The following is a 20,738-nucleotide window of genomic DNA, read 5'->3' on the forward strand; positions in this document are numbered from 1 at the left end:
AAATCTCACTAAACAATTTAACAGACATGAAAACAATGAAATCCTTACTTCTTGCAATGTTGACAGTGGTAGCATTTACTACAATGAGTTGCAGCGAAGACGACAACAACAATAATAACAACGCTGCTGCCAACTTACTGGCAGAAGAATTGAGAAACACAGCAGCCTCTGGTACTTGGCGAGTAGCGCTCTACGAAGACGACGGTCAGAACGAAACCAGCGATTACAACGGTTATGCGTTCACCTTTGCTGCGGATGGGATGCTAACAGCTACCAACGGCACCAATACAGTAACCGGAACTTGGTCAGTATCTGTGGACAGTTCTTCTAGCAATTCTTCTGACGATGACGGATCTGACGACTCGGATGATGTTGACTTCAATATCTTCTTCGCTTCGCCACCAGATTTCGAAGAGCTATCAGACGATTGGGATATTGTTTCAAGAACAGACACACGCATCGAACTGATCGATATTAGTGGAGGTGACGGTAGCATAGACTACTTGACCTTTGTGAAGAACTAAGCCTACTTGTTTGGTTGATGCAAGACCGCGAAAACTACTTCTCAGCCCCCATGAGCCAAAAGTTGCGGTCTAGAGAAAGTCACCTCTTAAAAAGAGGTGGCTTTTTTTATTGAATGCTTATACGGTAGCCTAGGTTAACGCCATAGGTATCTCTAAACCCATCGCCCCAATCTGCAGCGGTTTGTAGTTCTACCATTCCATAAGTTCCAAAGTCGTACTGAAAACTTATAAAAGTATTGAGGATTTGCTGCGGAGGGTCTATTCGATTGTCCATACGGAAGGAACCAAAATTCTCCCAAGCAGTAAGCTTGGTCTTTACCAACCAAGCATTGCGCCCTGCGCTTAAACCCAAATGAACGCCTCTAACGCGGTTATTCCCTATCTCTAGACCAGTTGCATCCATAGAGATAAAAGGTAGACCTAAGATATTGCCATCGTAGGTCCAACCAGAACGATAAACACCACTTCTGAAGTAATTGTCACGACCAGAATCTCCAAATTCTCCGCTTTGGTCCGTAGTTTGAAAATATTCTAAGACCATTCCCTTGAAGAAACTGGTGTATTCGGTAGTATTGGGGTCAAAGTAAAATCCCCAAATACCATCTGGCAAATTTTTTAATCGCGTTCCGGAACCATCTTCAAAAGGGTGGTGATGATAAAAACGAAAGTTTCCATAAGCCGTTCTGTGGTTTACTTCCAATTCGTAAATTCCAATGTGATTTCCTAAGGCGTTGGCCTGATCGGTATCTGCAGCAGCATCGCCCCCACGTCGAGCAAAAAAAACATCGATAAAATCTGAAAAGCCAGTAGGTTGCTCCCCGCGTTCTGGTGAATTTCCTCCCCATTGCGCATAATGCTGAATTCCAGCTCTAAGGGTACTTCTGGGGCTGATATTGATTATGGCAGCCAATCGCTTGTAATGCAGTCGTGCATCTTCAACAAAACGATCGTCGTTAAGCCAATAATGACCAAGGCCGTAATCTAGAGCTACCCCTTTAAAGATTTTTAAAGCTTGTGGAGCCTCCACAAGGACACCAGGAATAGCTCTTGCATTTCCAGCGATCAGAAAGTTATCTTGCACAGTGCTCAAGCCCTCAAAGCGATCTCGATTGCGTTTTGCACCCACAACCAAAGAAAGCCAAGGCGTATCCAATTGCCCAAAGAACTCATCGCGTTGTAACTCGGTTGGCACTTCATCACGGTAGAACAAACTCGCTTTCCCAGAGAGTCTCCATCCGTTACGCAACACATATTGACCTTCTAACCCACCATGGATCAAGAAATTCGATTCACTGCCAATTGCACCATTGGTATTTGCCTGCATCCAAAAGGGCAGGTTACGCTGGCTACTTCTAAGTAAAGAAAGACCGGCTTCTGCTTTATACTCTAATTGTTGGGCGTGAAGTAAGGATACACTCCCCATTAAAGTCAAGAGGAGTAATAAATACAATTTGGGACTGCGCATGTTAGCTGAATTATTTTTTCTGAAGAATTTCAGGAGTGATCACCTCTGGATGATCAACATCTTGCTCCTTAGCCTTGGACATCTCTTCTTCGCTAAGATCCAGACATTCAAAATCTGAGTTCTTGCTGATGAATTCTGGAACAAGAGATTTCATTTTGGTCACAACACTGTGGTCGTCGTGACGCAAGGCCGCTTCTATGATCTTGTTTATCTTTTTGCTGACAAAATCAAAGTCTTTGATCACGTCGCGAGCAATTAAGATTTTCTCATGATGCGTTGGTAAAGCGTGGCTAGAATCACTTATAAGCTCTTCGTAAAGCTTCTCGCCCGGACGAAGACCAGTTATTTTTATGGCGATATCCTTATCTGGTTCGTAACCCGCAAGTTTGATCATCTTCTTGGCAAGATCCATAATCTTAACAGGCTCTCCCATATCGAAGATATAGATCTCTCCCCCTTTCCCCATGGCTCCGGCTTCCAATACGAGCTGGCAAGCTTCTGGAATGGTCATGAAATAGCGAATGATGTCTGGGTGGGTGATAGTTACAGGACCACCTTTTTCAATTTGTTTTTTAAAGAGCGGCACCACACTACCGTTAGATCCTAATACATTTCCAAATCGGGTAGTTATGAACTTGGTCTCAGAAGCAGTTCCTTCACTGTTCACATAATAGTTTCGCGACTGCACATACATCTCGGCAGCTCTTTTAGAGGCTCCCATGACATTACTTGGATTCACTGCTTTATCGGTAGAAACCATCACAAAACGATTCACCTTGTTTAATACCGCTAGGTCTGCAAGGTTCTTAGTTCCATAAATGTTTGTGATCACTGCCTCCGGAGAGTTGTCCTCCATGAGCGGAACGTGCTTGTACGCCGCCGCATGATAGATCACATCAATATTGTATTTTTTGAAGAACACTCCCAATCGGTTGCGATTGGCTACGTCGCAGATCAAACATTTGATGTTCAAATCCGGATGATTGTTCTGCAGTTCGAGTCTTAAGTTGTGCAATGGAGTCTCCGCCTGATCCAATACCAAGACCAACTTAGGGTTGAAATTGGCCAATTGTCGTACGATCTCGCTTCCGATGGATCCGGCACCGCCCGTTACCAATATGGTTTTATTGCTGAGCTGCTTTATCTTTTCATCGTTGTGTAGAACGATAGGATCTCTTTCTAACAAGTCCTCGATCTGTAGGTTCTTTACCTGATTGGCTACGGATTTATTCTCACTCCAGTCTAGCACAAGTGGCGAATTATACACCTTCATGTCGTGCTCTAAGCAGTCTTCCACTATAGCGAATTTCTGATTGGCAGATAGCTCGCTTCCAGACATGATAACCGCAGTAGCATTGAGTTCTTTGATCTGATCGCTTAACTTGCTTTCTAATTTGATCACCGGTTTACCTAAGATCTGCAGGCGCTTGTTAATGTTTCGCGTGGCCACAAAACCTTGTATTTGGAATCGCTGTGGATGCTCAATGTCTAAAGCAGCCGCAATAGAGATCGCATTCTCATCTATACCAATAATAACGGCTTTTTCCATTTCTTCGCCCATCTGAGCGATCTTAAAGTATTCGAACAACTGCTTTACTGCTAGCCTGAAAAGGAATAAGAATGTGAACGAGAAGAAAAGGTAAAGTACTAATGAAGAGTTCAAGAAGATCTTTTCTCCCTTCATGGCAAGCATAGAATAGTTGAATACCATCAATACCCCAAAGGTACTTGCAGAAGCAAGAAGCAACTTCAAGGCATCCATATAGGAACTGTGTCTAATAAGCCCTGCATAGGTCTTAAAGAGTAACATAAATCCAAAATGAACTCCTACGATCATTAAGACCTGTTGGGTTGCACTGAGTAACTTTAAATATTGAATTTGAAGGTCTTGAAGTACAATTGCTGTCAACACAATAGAACAGACTAAAAGAAAGGTGTCTATAAGCAATACGCACCAGCGCGGTAAATACTTTAAACTTCTAACGTCTAAAGCACTATCGCTTGAGGAAAGTATGATTTGAAGCGCGTTTCGTAATTTTCCTGCCATAGTCGCATGCTATTGCTACTTCATAAACTGAAGTATCGCCTGTTTTATCCGGTCCCTATCAGCATCCGTTAAATTGGAACCAGAAGGCATGCACAATCCTTTTTTAAATAACTCTTCTGCAGTACCATCACCAAAAAATCGGGTTCCTTCAAAAACCGGCTGAAGATGCATTGGTTTCCACAAAGGTCTGCTTTCTATGTTATTTGCTTGCAAAAATATACGTAATTTTTCGTTATTCAACCGATCGTCCGACTTTTTAAAGCGTATAGCGGACAACCAATGATTGCTGTAGGCATCTTCTGTGGATTCTACCAATACATCTACCATGTCCGAATCGGCAAAGATCTCCCGGTAGAATTCGTTGTTTTTTCTTCGGAGTTCAACATGTTTGTCCAACACCTCCATTTGTCCTCTACCTATACCCGCAACTATATTACTCATGCGATAATTATAGCCGATTTCAGAGTGCTGATAATGCGGAGCCTGGTCTCTGGCTTGTGTGGCCCAAAAGACTGTTTTTTCTTTTTGCTGCGGATTGCGACAAACCAATGCCCCACCACCAGATGTTGTAATGATCTTATTACCGTTAAAAGACAAAATGGACAGATCACCAAAGGTTCCGCATTTTCGACCTTTATAGCTAGATCCAAGGGCCTCAGCTGCATCTTCTATTAAAAAGATATCATGCGCCTTACAAATCGCTTCGATCTTATCGATTTGTGCTGGCATGCCATATAAATGAACAACCAATACTGCTTTTGGCTTTACACCAGCAGCTATACGCGATGTTATAGCAGCTTCTAAATGCTCTGGGCTCATATTCCAAGTGGTCGGTTCTGAGTCTACAAATACAGGCTTGGCTCCTTGATATACTATTGGATTGGAAGTTCCACAAAAAGTAAAGGATTGACATAAAACCTCATCGCCGGCAGTTACACCTGCATGCAGTAAGGCCAAATGAATAGCAGCTGTGCCTGAAGAAAGACAGGCCGTGTGATTCCCAGGACCCAAATAATCCTCGATGGCCTTTTCAAAACCATTTACATTCGGCCCTAAAGGTGCAATCCAATTTTGGGCAAAAGCCTCGTCGACGTATTTCTGTTCAGTCCCTCCCATATGCGGAGAGGACAACCAAATTTTAGAAGGTTGGCTCATCAATTATTGTATTTTATTATTCTACCAGGATTTCCAACAACCACAGCGCTATCAGGTATATCCTCTAAAACTACACATCCAGCACCAACGGTAGCCCAAGCACCTATAGAGACCCCAGGAAGAACAATGGCTCCAGCTCCTACTTGGGTACCTTCCCCAACACTTACACGTCCAGTTAAGGTAGCGTTGGGTGAAATATGCACAAAATCTGCAAGTATACAATCGTGTTCGACGACTGCTCCAGTATTTATTATACAATGTTGCCCAACTACTGCATCTGTATTGATAACAGCCCCAGCAAGGACTGCAGTACCCGCACCTATGTTAACTGTCGATTCAACGATGGCACTTGGATGAATTATGCTGAAAAAATCTTGTTCGATTTGCTTCGATATGACACTTCGGCTGCGATTATCTCCTACCCCAATATGAAATTGATCCTCAGGGCCAAACTCGCCCTTACTTAGATCGTGTTGTACCTTGATCTCTCCGAAATCAATTATAGTTTTGTTGTGATCCCAAACCCCGTCCAAGGTTAGACCATTCACCTTCATTAGGTGTGCTATAACTCTTGCCTGATCTGATGCACCAAATAAATGTCTTTTCATGATTCTGGAGATCCTGTAAATTTTTCTATGGTTGGCTTTTCTTTCGGATTTATGTCCTTAGAAGCAAGCACTTTAAAAACCGTTTTAACCAAAATTTTAATATCCAAGCCCATTGAAATGTTTTGCACATACCAACTGTCTAAAGCCAGTTTCTCATCCCAACTAATAGCATTGCGACCATTGACTTGAGCCCATCCAGTGATCCCGGGTTTAACCTCATGGCGCTTCTTTTGAGAACTATTATAAAGCGGGAGGTATTCAGGCAAAAGCGGTCGTGGCCCCACCAAACTCATATCACCATTAATGACATTAAGCAATTGCGGGATCTCATCCAAGGAGGTCTTACGCACAAATTTGCCTATTGGTGTCAGGCGATCAACATCCGGTAGCAGCTCTCCATCGGCATCTTTCTTGTCATTCATCGTTTTGAACTTGAGAATTTTGAATAGGCGTTCCGATTTTCCCGGGCGTATTTGAATAAAAAATGGCTTTCCGTTGTTAGCTATTAAAAGACCTATAGTGAGTACAAAGAAAATGGGTAATAAAACCACAAAGACCAAACTAGCGACTAGGATATCCGCGATCGGTTTTATAAAAAGAACATATACTTTCATTGCACTTGTTCAGTTATAGTCGCATAAGTATGCTCAGGAAGCAAGTTCTCCATATAGTAGGTATAACCTCTTTCACCGAGTTCTTTTGCCATTTCAGGTTGATCAATTAACATTTCGATCTTATTAGCCGCTACTTCTATCTTATCTCTTGTTGTCCAAAAGCCCGCTCCGATTTCATCCTCTAACCAAGTACCAAAATCCGTAACAGGATCTATTACCGCCACTACAGGGATACCCGCATTAAAATAGGTCAGTGACTTTGACGGTAGATTTGGAATGGTAAATCGTTCGTCTAAAGAGATCAATCCAACATCTGCCATTTGCATTAGCTTAAAATACGTTTTTCTAGGAACAAAATCCTTAACAAGGATATTGTCAATATTAGCTTGCGCAATTAATTGTTGCAATTTGGCCGCTTCTGTGCCTCGCCCGACAACATAGATCAAAACTTCGCTTCTGTGAGACAAGGACTTTGCAAGTTCCACTAAATTCTCTACGCGCTGAGGTTTGCCCAAGTTTCCTCCAAAGAACAAAAGAAACTTACCGGTTAATCCCATTTCCTTTTTAAGAGCTACTCTCTGTGAACGGTCAAAATTGTGAGGAGCTTGCCAATTAGGTAATAAATGCAGTTTGTTAGGGTCTACCTCAGGATTGTGGGCTTTTACATAAGCGATATTCCCAGGTGACATGCATCCGATCTTATTAGCCGTAGCGTATAATTTGCGCTCCATTCGTCTAAAGAAACGGTGCATAATTCCTCCATCACTCATAAAGCCAAGATCTACTGCATTCTGCGGGAAAATATCACGCAGTATTAGATATACAGGAGCCTTATACCTTTTCTTTAGGCGCGCTGCAAGCGAAGCGAGCGAAATAGGCGGAGTCGGCATGATGATCAGATCAAATTCAATGCTCTTTGGCAAATGCTTTTTTATAGCACGCTGATAAGCATACGGCATAGTCAAAATGGCTAAGCCTTTTTTTATGTTTCCAACATTCTGATGTTCCGGCACTTTAGCCCTGATCACATGTAAGCCGCCTTCTACGGCGTAACCTATGTCGTCTTCATTATTAGCACAGGCCACTACATAGACCTCATATCCCCGACCTTTAAACTCTTCCATAAGATCAGTATAAAGATTATTCCCAGAACCAATCTTTGGAAAATCAAAGGAAAGATATAGTAACTTCTTGTTCAAAGTTTAGGCTTTTGACCAGACCACTCTGTTGATATAATCGGTGTATGAAATAATAATACGAACCACCTTTTCTGAAACGTTTGGCATGCTGTAATCGGCAACTTGTCTGAAGTTACGCTGCGGATTGCGCTGCTGTAAACTTAAAGCAGCAAGCCCTTGTAGCACACGTTCTGGCTGCAGACCAACCATCATTACAGAAGCTTCTTCCATAGCCTCTGGGCGCTCATGAGCCTCACGAATGTTCAATGCGTGAAAATTCAAGATCGAAGACTCTTCGGAAATTGTACCACTGTCTGATAACACTGCAAAAGAATTAACCTGCAAGGCGTTGTAGTCACTAAAACCAAGAGGCTTTAAAAACTGTATGTTCTTATGTGTTTTGACCTCTTTTGCTTCTAGCATATTGCGTGTACGCGGATGGGTCGAAACAATTACGGGATAGTCGTATTTTTCAGCTATGGTGTTTAGCGAAATAATTAGTCCTTCGAAGTTCTTCGGATTGCTGATGTTCTCTTCGCGGTGGGCTGAAACAACAAAATATTCGTGCTTTTTCAGATCTAAGCGTTGCAAAACATCTGAAGCGGCGATCTTTTCTTGAAACTGATTAAGCACCTCGAACATAGGGCTTCCGGTCTTGATAACACGATCTGGCGAAAGTCCTTCGCGCAGCAGATACTCTCTAGCGATATCACTGTAGGTCAGGTTGATGTCTGCTACGTGATCTACGATTTTTCTGTTGGTCTCCTCCGGTACACGCTGATCAAAACAACGGTTACCAGCTTCCATGTGAAACACAGGGATCTTGCGTTTTTTAGCCGGAATAGCACACAGACAAGAGTTAGTGTCTCCTAAGACCAAAAAGGCATCTGGCTGGATTTCTTCCAATAGCGGGTCTATTCCTATCAAAATACGCCCTACAGTTTCTGTAGCATTCTTTCCTGCTGCACCTAAAAAGTGGTCTGGTTTTCTAATGCCAAGGTCTTCGAAAAAGATCTCGTTGAGTTCGTAGTCGTAGTTTTGTCCAGTGTGAATTAGAATATGATCAATGGCTGGATTTGCATCAAGTGCTTTCATTACGCAAGCAAGCCTGATGATCTCTGGTCTTGTTCCTACTACGGTGACAACTTTTAGCTGCTTCATCTCTGCTGGGTTTTCTGTGGCAAAAATAGGGGTTAATCTTTACAATCCGCAGCAATTAATCTACGGATTCGAAATAGGTATCTGGGTCTTCCGGATCATAAGGTTCGTTGATCCAAAACAAGGTGATCAATTCATCATCGCCAATATTGGTGATATTGTGCGTGTACCAAATGGGCATATCAACATAGGCAGGTTCGTTCCCGTCTAAATAAAACTCATAGACCTTATCCGTATTAACTTTTCTAAGTTTGATACAAGCCTTTCCGCTTATCACTGCGAATCGCTCCACCTTTCTGGTGTGGTAATGATTGCCTCTTGTGATTCCAGGTACCGTTGTGGAATAAGACGACTGCCCTGATGTTCCGGCCCGCATGATCTCTACAAAAGCTCCGCGATTGTCGGTATGCTTTACAAACTTTCTTGGAAAGTAGTCCTTTGGGATGTAAGAGGTGAAGGTGTTAAACAGGTCTTTATCAAAGGCCTCGCTAATGTCTGGAACTTGTCCGTTTTCAACATATGCGGTTTTAAAACCTTCTAATTTTTTTAGCACCTGCCTAACGGACTGCTGTACAGGTGCAGGGATCTTGTGGAAATTCACTCCGGATTCACCGTTGGTGATATGCTCAAAAAAGTGAGCTACAAGATCGTTCACATAGATCAACGAGACCTCGGCGTCTTGATGCACCTCTGGCGTACCGCCATTGTTGAGCAGGTGACAGAAGGTCGCAACAAAGGAATTGTAGAACGGCTTCCCAAAAGGTCCAAATACGTTTGGAATAAGCAATGAGGTAAGGCTTCCCCCGCTAGAGGCAGCCCATTGCTCCAACAACTCACGGCCGTCCTTTTTAGATTGCCCGTAAAGGTTGTCTTGTTCTTCTTGTGTTGAGGAACTGAAAATGATCTTTGGTTTAGAAGCAGTAGCCTCGCAAGCAGCGATCAGCTTTTTAACAAGACCCACATTGGTGTCGTAGATGACCTGCGGATCTTCGTGTCTATTCATGGCTGCAATATGCACAATCACATCGCAGCTCGCTACCCAAGTTGCCAAGCGGTCGGCATCTTCGAACAAAGCGCGCTCAAAAGGAACACGACAGATCTGTTGCTCGTCTTTTGTTCCTAAATAGTTGAATAGGTGTTGCCCGATAAAACCGGCCTGTCCGGTGATCCCAACTCGTTTCATAGGGTTTATTGGTTTGCGATATCTTCTCTGATGAAGTCTAACTTGAGCAACAGTTTCTTCATTCCCTCTACATCCAAGCGCTCGGTATTGTGAGAGTGGTAATCTTCTATCGTACTCATATCAACCTCTCCCTCTGAGAAATAGTTGGCGTAATTCAAATCGCGATTATCTGCAGGAATACGGTAGTAATCGCCAAGATCTTCTGCCTTGATAACCTCCTCGCGTGTTAAAAGAGATTCGTACAATTTCTCTCCGTGACGCGTACCGATCACTTTGATCTCAGAATCACTTTGATATAATTCTTTCACTGCTTGAGCCAAGACCTCTATAGTAGCTGCAGGAGCTTTCTGCACGAACATATCTCCAGGACGCGCATTGTTAAAGGCAAAGAGCACTAGATCTACAGCGTCTTCTAAGGTCATCATAAAGCGAGTCATATTCGGATCGGTCAAAGTAAGCGGTGCACCTTGCTCTATTTGCTCGACAAATAAAGGAATAACAGAACCGCGAGAAGCCATAACATTACCATAGCGAGTTCCACTGATCACAGTATTGCCTGCATTTCTAGACTTGGCAACCAATACTTTTTCCATCATGGCTTTAGAGATTCCCATGGCGTTGATCGGGTAAACAGCTTTGTCTGTACTTAGTACAACCACATTGGCCACATTATTGGTAATAGCGGCTTCTAATACATTTTCGGTACCGAGTACGTTGGTCTTAACAGCTTCCACCGGAAAGAATTCGCAAGATGGCACTTGTTTTAAGGCAGCAGCATGAAACACATAGTCTACCCCACGCATCGCATTTAATACTGCGGTATAATCTCGCACATCTCCAATGTAGAACTTCACCTTCGGATTCGACAGTTTACGTCTGAGGTCGTCTTGCTTCTTTTCATCACGAGAAAAGATTCTGATCTCTGAAAAATGATCAGTATTTAGAAAACGCTCCAAAACTGCGTTTCCGAAAGAACCGGTTCCTCCGGTTATTAATAGTTTTTTACCTTTTAATTGCATAGCTAATTTAAAAACTCTTTAATTCCTTTTAAGGTATCCGATTTTGTCGTCTCGAATACTTCCATATAATAGGCAACTAGTTTGTCTTGTTGTTGGCGATACGTCTTTGCATCGGTATCCATCAAGTCCTCAATACGCTCCTTCCATATTGACACGTCTAAATCTAACAAAGTTCGAGGCACCGCCTTATTAGCTGCAGACCACGGTAGTCCCGTACTTGCCAACACCAACTTTCGGGACTCAATAGCCTCGAAAAAGACATGACAGAAACTCTCTGATTTAGAGGGTATTACAATCAGATCCACCTGCTGTACGTGTTTTGCAAAGGTAGTTTTATTGTAACTATCACAAAACTTTAAGCGAGAAGAAATATCAAGGAGATCTGCCTGTTCTTTTAATCGTTGAATATAGCGCGGCTCTGATTGGGTACCATGGACCTCAAGGACAACATTATCTGGTAAGACTTTCAATAACTCCAGTAAAAACTCAATATTTTTTATAGGCGATATTCGACCAAAATACCCCAGAACAAATTTTTCTTTGTCTCTTGCTGATAGCTGTTCGGATAGAACTTCTCCAGAAACCAAATTGTTGAAGATCACCTGTTGAAAATCATCAAAGATGGCATAACTATCACGAGCTTCCTGTTCGTTAGAATAATGAACATAGTATTTGTGCCCTGCGAGTTTGAGACACCATTTATACAAGCGCAGATAAAGGTGTTTTTTGGTATTCAATGCTCCTTTTAGCAACTGGCCGCGAGGTGATAGAACTACCTTGCGTTTTGGAGTGAATAAAAGCGCTAAAGCTGGTAAAACCGAAAATGAATAACTGTATAGCGTATTGATCCAAATAACCTCAGAAGCGATGAATTGTTGCCTGAGCTCTCCTATCTTAATGCGGTCCTTAAAACTGATGTTCGGATTGTCAAAATCCTTTAAGGCGTCACTGTGAGCATGCCGCATATACTTAGCGATAACTCGATAAGGCGTTTTTTGCTTGTGTAAAAGACTACATACACCTGCCAGTGATTTATTAGGACCTCCAAATTCAGAAATGGGTGGAAAATGCGGTGTTAGTATAGTGATCAACGCCTCGAAATATTTACAAGCTTTTGAGAAACAATCTGCGATGTTCTCCGCAGCAAATTAACAAAGAAAGAACGACTTAAAAAATTATGCAAACCGTAAATACACGCTCCTATAAGCTTCTGCTATGTGTTTGACCTCGTATCGACTCACTTCATTTTTCGCTTGTTGCAGCTGGTTATTATTTATTCCTTTTTCTATAATGCTTTGAACAGCCGATCTAATTTGGTCCGCACTGTTCGGATCTACCAACAGCGCATAAGGAGCAAGAGTTTTCATTGGAAGGCGATCTGAAGTAATAATAGGCAACCCTATTGCCTGTGCCTCAATAAGCGGTAAACCGAAGCCTTCTGCCTGAGAAGCAAAGAATAGAACGTCTGCTTCACAGTAGGCTTGTAATAATTTTTCTTGACTCAAGGCCGATAGTATCCGTGCCTTATCATTGAGCTTATACTGTTTTAAAAGGGTCTTTATGCGTTCGGTATTTGCATGTATGAAAGTATATTCAACATGTAGCCGATGTGTAGCTTCTAAAAGTCTTTCATAATTCTTAAGTGCCTTGTCTCCTATCTGTAGAATGTGTAAAGGTTTATTTGGCCTTGCGGCAGAATTTAATTTCTTACCAGCCTCAATAAAAGAAGGATGCAAGGGATTGTCTATAACCTCTATTTTGTCCTTAGCTTTAGGATACTGATTCACCAGGACCGCTTTAGTAGCCTCTGAAACTACAATGATCTTGTGGCTGAAACGGATGGGAAGCGTATAAAACAACAGACGATAAAGGCCCCAGAAACGCATTTTGGGTTCTTGAAAACGCACGAGATCGTGAATGGTCAAAATACGCCTTGCTCGCGGAAAAGCCAACATCATATAATGACATCCACCAGTAACATGAATACACTTGTAATTTCCCAATAGACTGCCAAACCAGCACCGCAAAAAAGCTCCAAGGTCGTAATTGTAATTCAGCTGGACCTTAATGGGATCTATCTCGTGTTCTGGATGTTTCTTCCAATAGCTGAGCAATTGGTCGTAAATGCTTTCAATGCTGTAATTACCGGGATTTGTCTTGCGATATATAAAATGGATCTTCATGCAGTCTGTCCACTAAGATAATTTTTGTATTCGCTGCAGCAAAGAACTCAATCTGGTTTTAGCCGTTTTTTCTATGCGTTTGAATTGCCAAAAAAGCAAAACAATAAGGCTTAACAGTACCAGTACTAACCAAAACCATGAAGCATTTATTTGATCCAGATAGAAAAAGAATCCTAAAAGTGCTGCAACTAAAGGATTGACCCAAAAGAAACTGGCGTTGTTAACCGGTTGATCCATAGATTTCACATAACATATAGGCAACCAGAGAATACTTGTAATAAACTCTGTCGCAATGAAGGAAATAACTAAACCTTTCACTCCATATGGGTACAGTAGAAAGATTCCCAAGACCAAGATCAAGGCTCTAAGTAAGGTTGTTATAACAACAACTCTTGCTTTATTGATCCCCATTAGGAAAGTATACAATATAGCGCCATAATTTCGCAACAAGGCTGCAACCACTAGACCGAAGAAAAGAATCGGGCGGAATTTAAGTTTACCTCCAGTCCAGATTTCAAAAATGGGTTCTATAAAGAAAATAGACAGTGCAAAGCCAAGAACTAAAAGAGTTCCGGTAAAGGACCAATAATAGCTGAATATTCGCATGAGTTTGTCATAGAACTTATTCGCATAGTGATTTATGAGTTCTGGACCAAGCGGACTCAAAATAACATCACCAACTTTGACACTAAAATTGACAATAGAACGTGTAGCAACAAAAACCGGAAGAAACTCAGTTCCCAGTAAAGGAGATATTATCAGCAAAACCCCGTCACTTACAAAGCGATTCAAAAAGGTAGAAACCATATATGCCGAGGATTTGACAAAATTTTTCAATCCCAAGCTGAGATTTCCATAACTCCACCAAGGAAAATACTCTGGCAATAGCTTTTTGATATAAATCATGATGCCTATAGAATAGAGTGACTTGACAATAAACCATATCCAAGCGAGATCTATTAATGAAATACCAGAGAATGCAGCAGAGGTCAACACTATGAATTCTATTAGTCTTTCAACTAAAGAGAATTGATACGATTTATAGATGTACCCAAAAGGGTTCAGAATTTTAATGAGTAGTCCTCTGTAAGCCCCAATAAGGATACGGTAAAGAAACAACAGTGTTAAGATGGTTGCGATATCTTTGTCTGGCAGATCGGTCTTAATAAAAAACCCAAAAGCCCCAATGGAGTAGATGACCCAGATCACCAACATTTGAAGGACCCCTGCTAATACGTTGACCTTAAATGCTGAGCCCAAAATCCGCTTGGCGGCTAACTTATCGGTATTAACTAGGGAGTTAAAAGCATTCCCCACATATGTATTATGCCCAAATTCAATGACCTGAATAAGGTTGTAGAGTGCATAAATGGCTATCCAACTTCCGTAGGTTGCAGTGTCCCAATAACGAATAAGCAAGGGGATGAGCAATAGCGAATACAGGGTAAACCCCACTGTTTGCAGTGCTTTATAGCTAAAGGATTTACTGAGTTTATCGGTCACGTTCTTTTTTGTATCTATAATTGATCATGCATCTGAGCGAAAAATAGCATAATTCCGAATAAAACAAACCTCTAAATGAACAAACCGCTGTTGGGAATTCGTTACGCGATAAATTTAAACATTTAATCGACCTAGAATTTACCCTCTAATTCAAAATAAGGCTTTAGATGTTGCTCGTAATACGCTCTTAATGCGGTTTCTTCTGTAGCTTCTATAGCTACACTTTTTTTGACTTTGTTAGGGGGAAGTTGCAAAGTCTTTGGCGCTAATTGCAGCCGTTTTTCAATATCATTAAGTACCTGGTGCATGGATTCCATTTGATACACCTTATCTACCATCACTTTTCCGGTAGAATCAGCATAAAGCCGACTACCTTGGATCTTTCGAAAATACTGTTTTTTAGCATAATCTTCTGGGTTGGTACAACGCCCTTGCATTTTTAACCACTGGTAATGCGAACGCACTTTAGAATAGGGTTCGCGTTCTAGGCAAAAGGTAAAATATTCGCTCCAAAGCTTATTACCAACACGTTGCTTTGTCAATTTTGCCGATTGATGATTAGTGTGTTGAGGCAAATGTTGTCGTTTTATAAAGCGCAACCAATCTCCAAGGCTCAAGTCTTTAAAAGACAACTTGAAATTTTGAGCGTTCAGCTTACTGAATTCAAATCTGACTTGCTCGTCATTACCCGATAGCGGTGTCAAAACATCCATAGGACCGCAGATACTACTCAAGGCGATCTCCATAGCCGTACTTGCGGTCTTACGCGTTTTTATAAATATGAATTTATGACGATGAGATATGATCATTGGAAGCGTTTATATCGAATAATTCAATAATCTAAAATCCCGTTCGTATAAACCAGCAACCATCGTCCTGGTCTGCAGGTCGTAAAAATCCATATAAGAGCTATCCCAGGTCTTTTTTAAACTGAGGCGCGTGATCAAGCTTGGAAAACGAAGGAACCATCTCAGACTTTTTGGAGATAACAGCTTGGTGTCCTGGGTTTTATTGTCTCTTTTTAAAGACAAAAGTGGGAGACCCATTGCTTCACAACAATTCGCCCAATCGGTCTGGATCGATTCAAATCTACCAACGAACTGCACTGCCATAGCATCATCTTGTCCAAATAAAAAATCGGTTTGCGGTCGGTAAAACCAATGATCTTCTTTGATTAAGATTTCCAGATAATCTTTAACAAAACTCTTAAAACTGATCAGGGCAGCCAAACCACTGTAACGGTATAGGGAAACAGCCCTATCGAAGGGGTTGCGGACAAATCCGAAACTAAAGCAATTGTCAAATTCTTCTTGAGTCAGATAACCTAAATTGACATACTCTTCTGCGCTCAAATGCGCCAATCTTTTAGGACCTAAATCTGGGTTGTCATTCTTCATTAATAGGAACTCAGGACCGTTTTTAGAACGATCTTTACCTAAATGATCTAACAATGCATTCTCCATGCTTTGTCCTGCAGCCTTTGGCACATGTACAAATACGATATTATCCTTGGGAATCCACATTAGCTTTGATAGGAAAAAGTATTGAAGTCTTCTTGATATACCTGCCTTATCAATGCGCGACTCTCTTCATCTAATACCCTTTGAAAATCTGGTTTGTCCGAAGCTTTTTTGTGAGGTAGGGGTTTGATCCCATAATGCCCCAATATTGCTTGGTAGTGTTGCTGAAGTTGTTCAAAACGAATAAAAGATACAGTATAATTCTGCTTGCTGGAGATCCAGTTCTTTTGTGGCATGAACATGATTTCCCTGTCCCTAAAAGCCGGGTTTTGAGCAATGTGTACTTCGTGAAGCCAGTCCTGAAAAGACAACCCTAATTTCGACAAATTGTTTTGATTGTGCTTTAGGCGATAATAATATTGGGAGACCGTTCTGTCATAAGGATTCCTTACCGCTGTCACCACCGGAGTTTCAAGTGGAAGTTCGGTTTTATACCTCTGCTTCCAAAGCTGCTCGTATTGTTCCAGTGTAAAATGTATAGCCGTAATACCCAGGCCAGCTGCAATTGAGCTACCTCCCGTCCTATTGATATGAATAAATAGCGGTTTCTCACCCTGCGCTATTTGATTTAGATACTTTTTGGTTTCCCTAGAGCGAATCCAAGCAAGATAAACGTGTTGATAGATATACCAATCCTTATAGATCATACTTAAAATAAGACGCTAAAGGTTCAAAAAAGGAGGCATAAGTTTCTTGTTCTCGAGTGGTCAACTCACCCCAATCCAACGGAGCTGGAATCTGCTGGTTGCGCAAAGTCCGTATGAGTTTTGTTTTTATTGAGGGGCCAACGTTGGTCCTAGGAAGTTCAAAATCTGCTGGTACTTCTGGTAAACCGACTGCTGTCAACAAATTGTTTAGCCCAGAAGGGTGGGCCACAACAGCTTCGTATTGAAACCATTGGATGTCAGTTTGAGCAAAATAACTGAGTGTCTTTGCATAATACCAACACAGCTTTTCGAATCGCGTGGCATTATTCCATTGGATAGAGAAATTATCATTGTCTTGAGGCAGCTGGTGCAAACCTTTGTCATCTCTTGTAAAAATAGAACGCTGGAAAACACTTTCAAGATAGGTTTTTGGATGTCTTACCAAATGAGCCACCTGCCAGCCAAAATTATCTCTCAGTTGTTGACCGACAAATCTAAAATAAGGATTCACAGCCACAAAATGCGCTTGATCTTGTGTTGATGCAAAGGCATCTTCTTCTTTTAGGTAATCTTGAGTAATTGTGCGGTATTGATCTTGCTGACTGTAGAACAAAAAAGGAACATCTGTTGAGCGCCTTTCATGAAAACTGCAAACACCGCCAATTTTATCCAAACCTTGATTTAAACTTAAAGTGGCTGTTCTTCCTTGTGAGGTGATCAGCACTTTGTTCATACCGGAGAAGTTGGTCGCATGAGTTCTACAATTTTTCCAATTTGATTGCTCACAACGGGTTCTGTTTTTGGCAGCTCTTCGTTCAAGGTTCTTTCGAAAGCCTTGAAGATTGCCTGACTATCGAGCGGATCAAAACTTACCGAAGGCTTTAAGACTTCATAAGTATAATCTAGGTTGGCAGCTAAGACTTTTAGATCGAATTGCATTGATTCCACCAAACCAAGAGGCAGGCATTCTGCCAAAGAAGGGAAAATCATATACTGAGCAGCTGCATAATGAGAACTTAACTCATCATGAGAAATGTAGCCAATGTTCTTGATAGGTATACCCTGCTCTTGCAAGCCTTGGATTTGCTCGTATACATCCGGAAAAAATTCTGGTATGGTAACGATAAGCTCTCCCTTACCGTACTTCTGGTAAAATTGCTTAAAGGCTTCTAATAACCTTGGATGATTCTTATGCTCAGCTCCACTACTCACATAGATAAAAGTATTCTCAACTGCTTTGATACTCGGATCTGGTTCGGGTAAGGATGGATAGAATGGCATGGTCCACACCTTGCTCTCTTTTAGATTATACCGTTTGATCAAGCCTTTTTTTATGGTCGGTGTTTGAACCAAGAAATAGTTCGTATTGTTGATCAGGCCACCGAGAATCCTTGATTTAAGCTTTAGCATTAAACGCTGACGAAGCCCAACGTTCTCTGGCACTTTCAGGTAAAGTGATTGGTGGAAGAAAGTATATACATCTGCTTTACATTTTACCGACGGGGGTAAATTTCCAAAGCACAATATTTTTTCAAAACGATCTTTGTGCTTTTTGTAAAAGCGATGACGCTTCAACAGGCTTGCTGGCATATACATGCAACGGTCTGCAGCCAGCTCTGGGTATTCGTTCTCTAAACGCGCATCGAGCAAATAGAAACAATCCAAATGCTCTGACTCAAAGACCTCGATCAGGTAATCTAAGAGCACTTTGCCTCCACTTTGATTGATGTAAATGGCGTCCAGAAGAATCATTCTAAAATATTTGATTTGCGATATAACCTTAGCGCAAAAATAAGTAATTAAGCCTCATTACCTAGTCTCGCCTTTAAATAAACACGATGATCAAGTCCGCTTATGCGAAAGAAAATAATCCAAATGCGACTTGGGCCAGTCTGCTTCAAGATGCCTTCTGTTCAAGACCTTTTTATCCCGACTGAAATAATGCTTGAAATCTGTACCGCTATAGATGTACTTGTGGTAATTCATTGCGATTTTCAAGGCGTTATCGGGAAAATGCTGCATACCACCATAGGTCCAGGCAAAATGCTCACATTGATAGTTTAATTTTTGCTCCAAGATCTGCTTGTTCTCGCGCAACTGAAAGTCTATCTCATTATCGTCCAATTCGGCCAGATTAAAGTGATCTAAGGTATGGGAACCTATTAAATGTCCCCGCTGGTGTAAAGATTTAATCTGTTCCCAGTTCATCGGTTTTTTGGTAAAGGTTACTACGCGCTCATTGAAACCCTCTTGGTATTCCATATCCGATTCGGGATAATTCGCATTGATAAAGAAGGTTCCTCGTGTATTAAAAGCTTCTAAGGCAGGAGCGATATAATCATAGCACTCTTCAAAGCCATCGTCATAGGTAAAGGTCATATACACGGCATCGTCGGTTTGTTTATCCTTTATCTTATTCACTGCTTCTGGCAGACTGATAAATGTCGCAAACTGATTCAGATGTGCAAGAAATTCATGCATGATCCTCGCATTTTCTTGTCCAGGAGTAGCGGGAGTAACATGATGACTGTTTATGATATGTACCCCTTTAACAGGTTGTCTGAGCGTTCCAAAGACTCTTAAATAAACATCGCGAATAAGTGCTCTCATAATTTTTTTGTGCTAAATAGAGTAAAGCATTATGCTAGTTCTAGGCCACTTGGTTTACTACTTCAGCTTTATTTTCGGATTGATAGAAAAACTTTTTTAGAATAAAGAACAAGGCCAAAATACCAATAAATGACATCAGTGAGGTTACGGGAGAACGCACAAAGAAGAATATCATTGGATAGAACATTGCTCCAATGACCAAGTCTAAGGACTTAGATCGGGTACATCTTATAAAGAAGTTCTCACTTGATTTGAGCGCCCATCCAATCAGAAATATTACTATTAAACTAAAGTAGCCAAAGTCTACAAAGAGCTCCCCAGTAAAACCTAGAGAAGCACTGTGATTTTCACTCACTACTTGAACCTTGCGAATAAACCAATAACCTAACATAGTAGGTTTGTCGGGCCAAATTGCCCTCGGCACCCAAAAGTATAATATAAAACTACTGGCTTTTCCATATTGATGCTTTACTGTCGGATCTTCATAATACTTCAATAATTTGGTGGTGATATCTACAACCAACTCATTACTGCCGAAAGCTCCAACTTTTTGAGGTAAGGTCCTTTTGGAATCGTCCAAACTAATGTTAACCGTACCTTGAGGATTCAAGCCAGTTCGGGATTGTTTCATCATAATACTAGTCAACAAGAACATTATCGCTCCAAGACCCAAAAAAACGTAATTCTTAGTGCTCAATTTAGTGCTGCGCAGAGACAGTCCTACTATGACTAAGCCCAAAACAGAGAAAAGTAAATGGAAACGTGTTCCGATTAGAAACAGCAAAAACCAAATTGGTATAGATAGCAATAAAGGCCAAACCAAATTAGGTTTTTTGAGTTTCATGAAATAATAGGCATAAGTAGCAGGCAGTACATAAGCCAAAGAACTGATTATAGAATCCACAAAGCCACCGCCTGACTCGCTCACGGCAAAGGCCCGGCCGAACACATAAGACTTTATAGCAAAAGGAAATGTATTGACTACGTAAAGGACGGTAAGCCCGATCATAAAAAACAAGGCAGATTTCCTGAGTTTATTATGTGTGTTCTCTGTTTCGCCCTGTTTCCCAATTACTTGTTTACTATTACTAAAATAACCTAGGATGACCATATTATTTGCGAGCAAAAAGAACTGCGAAGTGGTCAAAATATTCTCATAGTAGGCTAAGTATGCAGAGGTATTTATCTCTGATAGAATTATGAAAATAAAGGCCGACACCCACACATGTAACAGGTTAATTTTACGCACTCTAAGAACATCAACGGCCAGAAATAAGGTCAATACATAAAAATATACATGCCCAAGCTGCAAATAATCGTGCTC

At 41.3% G+C, this 20,738-nt stretch carries 20 protein-coding genes; 1 reads left to right on the forward strand and 19 read right to left on the reverse strand.

What is annotated here, in order from left to right; genetic code table 11:
* The first annotated feature begins 26 nt into the window (after nucleotides 1-26).
* Complete coding sequence (locus BTO09_RS00210) at nucleotides 27-524, forward strand: hypothetical protein (protein WP_232454977.1); 498 nt, start codon at nucleotides 27-29, stop codon at nucleotides 522-524.
* Between the two features lie 106 nt (nucleotides 525-630).
* On the opposite strand, the gene BTO09_RS00215 is transcribed toward BTO09_RS00210, so the two are convergent.
* The 19 genes from BTO09_RS00215 to BTO09_RS00305 form a co-directional block, all read right to left on the reverse strand.
* Entirely contained in the window at nucleotides 631-1,989 is a 1,359-nt protein-coding gene (locus BTO09_RS00215) for a capsule assembly Wzi family protein (RefSeq protein WP_087522731.1), read from the reverse strand.
* Nucleotides 1,990-1,999: 10 nt separating this feature from the next.
* Nucleotides 2,000-4,036, reverse strand: coding sequence for a nucleoside-diphosphate sugar epimerase/dehydratase (locus BTO09_RS00220; protein ID WP_087522732.1), 2,037 nt, complete (start codon nucleotides 4,034-4,036; stop codon nucleotides 2,000-2,002).
* Nucleotides 4,037-4,051: 15 nt separating this feature from the next.
* Nucleotides 4,052-5,191 (reverse strand): DegT/DnrJ/EryC1/StrS aminotransferase family protein, encoded by a 1,140-nt coding sequence (locus BTO09_RS00225; protein WP_087522733.1) that lies wholly within the window; start codon nucleotides 5,189-5,191, stop codon nucleotides 4,052-4,054.
* The gene (locus BTO09_RS00230; protein ID WP_087522734.1) at nucleotides 5,191-5,799 is read right to left on the reverse strand and encodes an acetyltransferase; all 609 of its coding nucleotides are present in this window, start codon (nucleotides 5,797-5,799) and stop codon (nucleotides 5,191-5,193) included. The genes BTO09_RS00225 and BTO09_RS00230 overlap by 1 nt, the downstream gene beginning before the upstream one ends.
* Nucleotides 5,796-6,413, reverse strand: coding sequence for a sugar transferase (locus BTO09_RS00235; protein ID WP_087522735.1), 618 nt, complete (start codon nucleotides 6,411-6,413; stop codon nucleotides 5,796-5,798). The genes BTO09_RS00230 and BTO09_RS00235 overlap by 4 nt, the downstream gene beginning before the upstream one ends.
* On the reverse strand, nucleotides 6,410-7,612 hold the full coding sequence (locus BTO09_RS00240) for a glycosyltransferase family 4 protein (RefSeq protein WP_157663379.1): 1,203 nt from the start codon (nucleotides 7,610-7,612) through the stop codon (nucleotides 6,410-6,412). The genes BTO09_RS00235 and BTO09_RS00240 overlap by 4 nt, the downstream gene beginning before the upstream one ends.
* Nucleotides 7,613-7,615: 3 nt before the next feature.
* Nucleotides 7,616-8,752, reverse strand: a complete 1,137-nt coding sequence (gene wecB, locus BTO09_RS00245) for a non-hydrolyzing UDP-N-acetylglucosamine 2-epimerase (RefSeq protein WP_087522737.1) — start codon at nucleotides 8,750-8,752, stop codon at nucleotides 7,616-7,618.
* A gap of 55 nt (nucleotides 8,753-8,807) precedes the next feature.
* Nucleotides 8,808-9,932 carry an NAD-dependent epimerase/dehydratase family protein gene (locus BTO09_RS00250; protein ID WP_087522738.1) on the reverse strand — a complete coding sequence of 375 codons (1,125 nt, stop codon included), beginning with the start codon at nucleotides 9,930-9,932 and terminating at the stop codon, nucleotides 8,808-8,810.
* A gap of 5 nt (nucleotides 9,933-9,937) precedes the next feature.
* On the reverse strand, nucleotides 9,938-10,951 hold the full coding sequence (locus BTO09_RS00255; protein ID WP_087522739.1) for a polysaccharide biosynthesis protein: 1,014 nt from the start codon (nucleotides 10,949-10,951) through the stop codon (nucleotides 9,938-9,940).
* A gap of 2 nt (nucleotides 10,952-10,953) precedes the next feature.
* Entirely contained in the window at nucleotides 10,954-12,042 is a 1,089-nt protein-coding gene (locus BTO09_RS00260; protein WP_157663380.1) for a glycosyltransferase, read from the reverse strand.
* Between the two features lie 84 nt (nucleotides 12,043-12,126).
* Nucleotides 12,127-13,134 carry a glycosyltransferase gene (locus tag BTO09_RS00265; protein WP_087522741.1) on the reverse strand — a complete coding sequence of 336 codons (1,008 nt, stop codon included), beginning with the start codon at nucleotides 13,132-13,134 and terminating at the stop codon, nucleotides 12,127-12,129.
* A gap of 12 nt (nucleotides 13,135-13,146) precedes the next feature.
* Nucleotides 13,147-14,637 carry a lipopolysaccharide biosynthesis protein gene (locus BTO09_RS00270; protein WP_157663381.1) on the reverse strand — a complete coding sequence of 497 codons (1,491 nt, stop codon included), beginning with the start codon at nucleotides 14,635-14,637 and terminating at the stop codon, nucleotides 13,147-13,149.
* A 131-nt stretch (nucleotides 14,638-14,768) separates the two neighbouring features.
* Nucleotides 14,769-15,446, reverse strand: a complete 678-nt coding sequence (locus tag BTO09_RS00275) for a hypothetical protein (RefSeq protein ID WP_157663382.1) — start codon at nucleotides 15,444-15,446, stop codon at nucleotides 14,769-14,771.
* 9 nt (nucleotides 15,447-15,455) lie between these two features.
* Complete coding sequence (locus tag BTO09_RS00280) at nucleotides 15,456-16,160, reverse strand: sulfotransferase family 2 domain-containing protein (RefSeq protein ID WP_087522744.1); 705 nt, start codon at nucleotides 16,158-16,160, stop codon at nucleotides 15,456-15,458.
* The gene (locus BTO09_RS00285; protein ID WP_087522745.1) at nucleotides 16,160-16,804 is read right to left on the reverse strand and encodes a sulfotransferase family 2 domain-containing protein; all 645 of its coding nucleotides are present in this window, start codon (nucleotides 16,802-16,804) and stop codon (nucleotides 16,160-16,162) included. The genes BTO09_RS00280 and BTO09_RS00285 overlap by 1 nt, the downstream gene beginning before the upstream one ends.
* Entirely contained in the window at nucleotides 16,794-17,537 is a 744-nt protein-coding gene (locus tag BTO09_RS00290) for a hypothetical protein (RefSeq protein ID WP_087522746.1), read from the reverse strand. The genes BTO09_RS00285 and BTO09_RS00290 overlap by 11 nt, the downstream gene beginning before the upstream one ends.
* The gene (locus BTO09_RS00295; RefSeq protein ID WP_087522747.1) at nucleotides 17,534-18,556 is read right to left on the reverse strand and encodes a glycosyltransferase; all 1,023 of its coding nucleotides are present in this window, start codon (nucleotides 18,554-18,556) and stop codon (nucleotides 17,534-17,536) included. The genes BTO09_RS00290 and BTO09_RS00295 overlap by 4 nt, the downstream gene beginning before the upstream one ends.
* Before the next feature lie 90 nt (nucleotides 18,557-18,646).
* Complete coding sequence (locus BTO09_RS00300) at nucleotides 18,647-19,414, reverse strand: polysaccharide deacetylase family protein (protein WP_087522748.1); 768 nt, start codon at nucleotides 19,412-19,414, stop codon at nucleotides 18,647-18,649.
* A gap of 40 nt (nucleotides 19,415-19,454) precedes the next feature.
* Nucleotides 19,455-20,696, reverse strand: coding sequence for an O-antigen polymerase (locus tag BTO09_RS00305; protein ID WP_198356497.1), 1,242 nt, complete (start codon nucleotides 20,694-20,696; stop codon nucleotides 19,455-19,457).
* Nucleotides 20,697-20,738: the final 42 nt, after the last annotated feature.

Origin of the sequence: Gilvibacter sp. SZ-19 (assembly GCF_002163875.1) — a bacterium.
GTDB lineage: Bacteria > Bacteroidota > Bacteroidia > Flavobacteriales > Flavobacteriaceae > Gilvibacter.

Bases quoted from the DNA above. Each gene is read 5' to 3' on its own strand.
- wecB (WP_087522737.1), bottom strand. From the start codon at position 8,752: ATGAAGCAGCTAAAAGTTGTCACCGTAGTAGGAACAAGACCAGAGATC.
- BTO09_RS00210 (WP_232454977.1), top strand. From the start codon at position 27: ATGAAAACAATGAAATCCTTACTTCTTGCAATGTTGACAGTGGTAGCA.
- BTO09_RS00230 (WP_087522734.1), bottom strand. From the start codon at position 5,799: ATGAAAAGACATTTATTTGGTGCATCAGATCAGGCAAGAGTTATAGCA.
- BTO09_RS00275 (WP_157663382.1), bottom strand. From the start codon at position 15,446: ATGATCATATCTCATCGTCATAAATTCATATTTATAAAAACGCGTAAG.
- BTO09_RS00285 (WP_087522745.1), bottom strand. From the start codon at position 16,804: ATGATCTATAAGGATTGGTATATCTATCAACACGTTTATCTTGCTTGG.
- BTO09_RS00280 (WP_087522744.1), bottom strand. From the start codon at position 16,160: ATGTGGATTCCCAAGGATAATATCGTATTTGTACATGTGCCAAAGGCT.
- BTO09_RS00220 (WP_087522732.1), bottom strand. From the start codon at position 4,036: ATGGCAGGAAAATTACGAAACGCGCTTCAAATCATACTTTCCTCAAGC.
- BTO09_RS00215 (WP_087522731.1), bottom strand. From the start codon at position 1,989: ATGCGCAGTCCCAAATTGTATTTATTACTCCTCTTGACTTTAATGGGG.
- BTO09_RS00290 (WP_087522746.1), bottom strand. From the start codon at position 17,537: ATGAACAAAGTGCTGATCACCTCACAAGGAAGAACAGCCACTTTAAGT.
- BTO09_RS00255 (WP_087522739.1), bottom strand. From the start codon at position 10,951: ATGCAATTAAAAGGTAAAAAACTATTAATAACCGGAGGAACCGGTTCT.
- BTO09_RS00250 (WP_087522738.1), bottom strand. From the start codon at position 9,932: ATGAAACGAGTTGGGATCACCGGACAGGCCGGTTTTATCGGGCAACAC.
- BTO09_RS00295 (WP_087522747.1), bottom strand. From the start codon at position 18,556: ATGATTCTTCTGGACGCCATTTACATCAATCAAAGTGGAGGCAAAGTG.
- BTO09_RS00300 (WP_087522748.1), bottom strand. From the start codon at position 19,414: ATGAGAGCACTTATTCGCGATGTTTATTTAAGAGTCTTTGGAACGCTC.
- BTO09_RS00235 (WP_087522735.1), bottom strand. From the start codon at position 6,413: ATGAAAGTATATGTTCTTTTTATAAAACCGATCGCGGATATCCTAGTC.
- BTO09_RS00265 (WP_087522741.1), bottom strand. From the start codon at position 13,134: ATGAAGATCCATTTTATATATCGCAAGACAAATCCCGGTAATTACAGC.
- BTO09_RS00225 (WP_087522733.1), bottom strand. From the start codon at position 5,191: ATGAGCCAACCTTCTAAAATTTGGTTGTCCTCTCCGCATATGGGAGGG.